This is a genomic window from Carnobacterium sp. (assembly GCF_032094055.1).
Taxonomy (GTDB): Bacteria; Bacillota; Bacilli; order Lactobacillales; family Carnobacteriaceae; genus Carnobacterium_A.
In genome coordinates this window covers 65,342-69,163 of the sequence record NZ_DAMDAK010000002.1, presented here as the reverse complement: position 1 = coordinate 69,163, position 3,822 = coordinate 65,342, and the positions used below count along the sequence as shown (strand labels likewise).

Below are 3,822 nucleotides of genomic sequence, written 5' to 3'. Positions count from 1 at the left end.
AACTGTACTAAGGATATGTTCTATTAGCGATGAAAACAATTATCAATTATTTTGAAGAAGCTAATATATGATTATATTACTTTACTAACTAAACCAGATTATAAAGTACCCCAGGAGGAATCACTATGTATTTAGTAGAATTACAACAAGGAGATCGACGTCATACGGTGGGTTTGTTTAGAGAAAAAAAGGAAGCGAAAGAATGGATTGAAGCATTTCCTTATGTTCATAAAGAGAGTGAAGTCTTTGAAGGGCAAGAATTTGTAACATATACAATGAGTTACGAGGATTTGCCGCTCTATGAGGAAATTGCGTGGAAAGGAAGTCGCTATCCTTTTACAAAATATATGTTTACTCCTGATGATGGGCGAATTGAACTTTTCATTTGGAATAATCTGCCTATTATAGGTGAGGTCGAAGGACGCATAGAGGGGATGACGCAAGTTGATGCGTATCTCATTCAAAATGAAGAAACAGAAAGCTACATTAAAGCGCGTGAAGAAGTCCGTAACGCGATTACTATGCATTATGAAAAAATGGGAAAACGTGTTGAAGCAGGCGGTGTCGGTTCGCAGGATGGAGAATACCTGATAGTTGAAGATGGTCCATTCGTTCATTTAGATGCCTGTACTATTCAACAATGGCAAGAAAAATCAACTGTAGAGCGTTTTATTAAGCAAATTGAGAGCTGAGAAAAGTATTAAGATACATAAGGGCTATTTATTTCGTAACAATAGAACTATTCAACTTTTAATAAAGTTAGTTGAACTGACAATGTGTAAAGTTATTCCAGGTTGGGCGTGATTGTGTAAGAAGTGTTAGCAATTACTAAATGGTGTAACTAACGATCAATTGTCAATAAAATAATGAAAAGAGCATAAATAATTTCTACTTTATGCCTTTTTTGTTTGTCCACTCATGCTATAATGAGGAGCTTAATATAAGAAAGCTTTTTGCTTTGAACGGATGCCAGTATGAGAGCCTCCGCTTAACGATAAAATTTGGAGGTGTAAGAAAATGAATAAACGATGGACTATTGGCGAAATTAAAAAATTTGTCGAGAATGATTCGGAAAGTACATTGCTATCCACGGAATATCATGGTTTTTCTGAAAAGTTACTATTTAAATGTACCTGTGGCAATAACTTTGAAAAAACCTTTACGAAATTTAAAAACAAAAATCAACGGAAGTGTGACGATTGTCAGCCACCGAAAGAATCGCGCTAAACATGAGCAGATAAACAGTCGAATATACAGATGAGGTTGAGGCGATTGCTCCGGTCTGTTTCCGTAGTCTTAGTGCTTTTTTGTTTAACGTGTAGTAAATCAAAAACACAATCTCCATTTATATCAATTACTTTCGTTGATATGAATAAGATTGTGTTTTTTGAAGGTAAATTTTTATCTCTATTATACTTTACTACCTTGTAAGGTAGCAGTTGCAGATTCTTTCTTTTGTTCTTTCGCGGTAGTTGGCAAATCTTCAAAGCCTAAAATATAGGTAAATGCAACTCCTCCTATGAAAGCAACTAAACAGCCAACGATATAATACACAAATACTTTTGTTCCAAATGCGGCATACGTAAATATTGTTAAAATTCCATTATTTGCAAACGCATCGCCGTAAACGCCGCCAAAACCCATAATTGCTCCACCGATGGCACCACTAATAACTGCAGCTACCATAGGTCTTTTGAGCCTTAAATTTGCACCATAGATGGCAGGTTCTGTTATTCCGACTAAAATTGCGGAAATAAAGGCAGATAGGGCAACATTTTTTAAAGCAGTATTTTTTGTTTTTAACATAACAGCTAAAACCGCTCCACCTTGTGCAAAGTTTGCAGCTCCTGCAAAGGCCAATAGATTTTGTTTACCCATTATTGCGATATCGTTTAATCCGACAGGTAAAAGGGCTCTATGAGCTCCTAGTACAACTAGTACACCCCACAGACCACCTATAAGTGCTCCTCCAAGTGTTGCGTTGAAAGTAATAATACCATTATAGGCAACTTGGATAATGTTACCAGCATAAATTCCAATTGGACCAGTAACAACAAGCATAATGGGTACCATAACGATAAGGGAAATTCCCGGTACTAGAATAATTTGTACGACTTCTGGAACAATTTTCTTAAGTGCTCTTTCTAAAAAAGCTAATACAATAATAGAAATAACAATAGGGATAACAGACTCCACGTAACTAAACACGCGCAAGGTATCTCCAGAACCCCATGCTCCTTTGATAACTGGTAATCCGAAAATCGTCGTATCTGTTGTATAATCCATCATGATACTTTCAACTTGTGGGTAAACTAAGAAGGCTCCTAACGTCATGCCTATGAATGGATTTGTTTTCAATGCTCGAGAAGTTGTATATGCTAAGAATATAGGCATAAAATAGAATATGACTTGACTGGCAGCAAATAAGAGTACATACGTATCTGAGTTTGTGATATCTAGACCATAATAATTTCCCAATAACATGTTAGCAGCTGTTAATAAACCTTTTATTAATCCAGCTGCCGCAATAACCGGTACAATAGGTGTGAAAATTTCAGAAAGAATTCTTAATATTTTATTCCCAAATTTTTCGTTACTATCTTTTTCAGTAAAATTTTCTTCTTCAACCTCAAAACCTAATTGCTTTATAACCTCATTGTATACTTTTACAACTTTATTTCCGATAACGACTTGATATTGTCCAGCTTTATTTACTGTAGAAATGACTGTTTCAATTGCTCTAAGTTCATCTTCATTGGCTAATTTATCATCTTTTAGAACAAACCTCAAACGAGTCATACAATGCGTAACGTTACTTATATTTGACTTTCCACCAACATTCTCAATAATGTCTTGAGCAATTTTTTCAAAATCCATAAACTCTACATCCTCTCTTATTCAACTCCCAGTATACAACTACTACTTATGCATTTTATCTTGTTGTTGTTAAACATGAACTGTTTCCTGAGCAATTATTTTAATGAACAGTTAGAAATAAACGATGGGTAAGATTTGATTTTTTCTATCTAGTTTAATTCGCTTAAATTAATCTGATAAACCATTATCTTTAATTACTTTTTGATAGAAGTAAAAACTATCTTTTTTGATTCTTATTAGATCCTTCAAATCGTGATCTTCTCTGTTTACATAAACAAATCCGTACCGTTTTTTGAACCCTTGGTGGGAGCTTAAAATGTCAATTACTGCCCAAGGACAATAGCCAAATAACTCTACGCCATCTGCAATTGCATCGTTGCAAGCAGCAATGTGTTCTTTAATATAGTCAATACGATAGTTGTCATGAATTTTCCCGTCTTCAGTAAGTGTATCAGGTGTCCCTAAGCCATTTTCCGTAATGATGAGTGGAAGCCTATAGCGATTATAGTATTCGTTTAATACTAAGCGAAGTCCCATTGGATCAATTTGAGCACCGTATTCACTGGCTTGTAAATGAGGGTTTTTTTCAATTTTAAAGTATCCATATAAGTCGTAGTCTATTTCATTTATTTTCGTGCCAAAAGGGTATTCTTCGGTTTCTGGTAGGTAGCTCGCGACCAATGTCCGATAGTAATTAACCGCAATCAAATCTGGTTTTGCACTTTTTAAAATTTCCTCATCTTCTGGCTGTCTTACGGGACTAATTCCTGTTTTTTCTAAGTATTCCTTGTAATATCCGGGATAATCACCATAACAATACATGTCTAATGCATAATTTGTTTTAAAGTTATCATTCATTTTTGCTGCCCAAATGTCCATTGGTTTATTGGAAGCAGGGTACGTCATAGTTGAAGAGACGGCTGGGCCGACTTTTCCACCTTCAAC

4 protein-coding genes are annotated in these 3,822 nt (G+C 35.2%); 2 read left to right on the top strand and 2 right to left on the bottom strand.

Annotation, left to right across the window (positions count from 1 at the left end; all coding sequences use genetic code 11):
- Positions 1 to 125 precede the first annotated feature (125 nt).
- Together RT405_RS00825 and RT405_RS00820 are read left to right on the top strand one after the other, a co-directional pair.
- A complete protein-coding gene (locus RT405_RS00825) occupies positions 126 to 692 on the top strand; it encodes a hypothetical protein (RefSeq protein WP_313466788.1) in 567 nt (188 codons plus the stop codon).
- Between the two features lie 325 nt (positions 693 to 1,017).
- Positions 1,018 to 1,227, top strand: coding sequence for a hypothetical protein (locus RT405_RS00820; RefSeq protein ID WP_313466787.1), 210 nt, complete (start codon positions 1,018 to 1,020; stop codon positions 1,225 to 1,227).
- Between the two features lie 183 nt (positions 1,228 to 1,410).
- Here the strand turns inward: RT405_RS00820 and RT405_RS00815 are convergent, their stop codons facing one another.
- Positions 1,411 to 2,877 (bottom strand): PTS transporter subunit EIIC, encoded by a 1,467-nt coding sequence (locus RT405_RS00815; RefSeq protein WP_313466786.1) that lies wholly within the window; start codon positions 2,875 to 2,877, stop codon positions 1,411 to 1,413.
- 168 nt (positions 2,878 to 3,045) lie between these two features.
- Positions 3,046 to 3,822, bottom strand: a 777-nt coding sequence (locus RT405_RS00810) for a family 1 glycosylhydrolase (protein ID WP_313466785.1), incomplete at its 5' end; no start/stop codon positions are given.

Excerpts from the sequence above, each read along its gene's own strand:
- RT405_RS00825 (WP_313466788.1), top strand. The coding sequence starts at position 126 with ATGTATTTAGTAGAATTACAACAAGGAGATCGACGTCATACGGTGGGT.
- RT405_RS00815 (WP_313466786.1), bottom strand. The coding sequence starts at position 2,877 with ATGGATTTTGAAAAAATTGCTCAAGACATTATTGAGAATGTTGGTGGA.
- RT405_RS00820 (WP_313466787.1), top strand. The coding sequence starts at position 1,018 with ATGAATAAACGATGGACTATTGGCGAAATTAAAAAATTTGTCGAGAAT.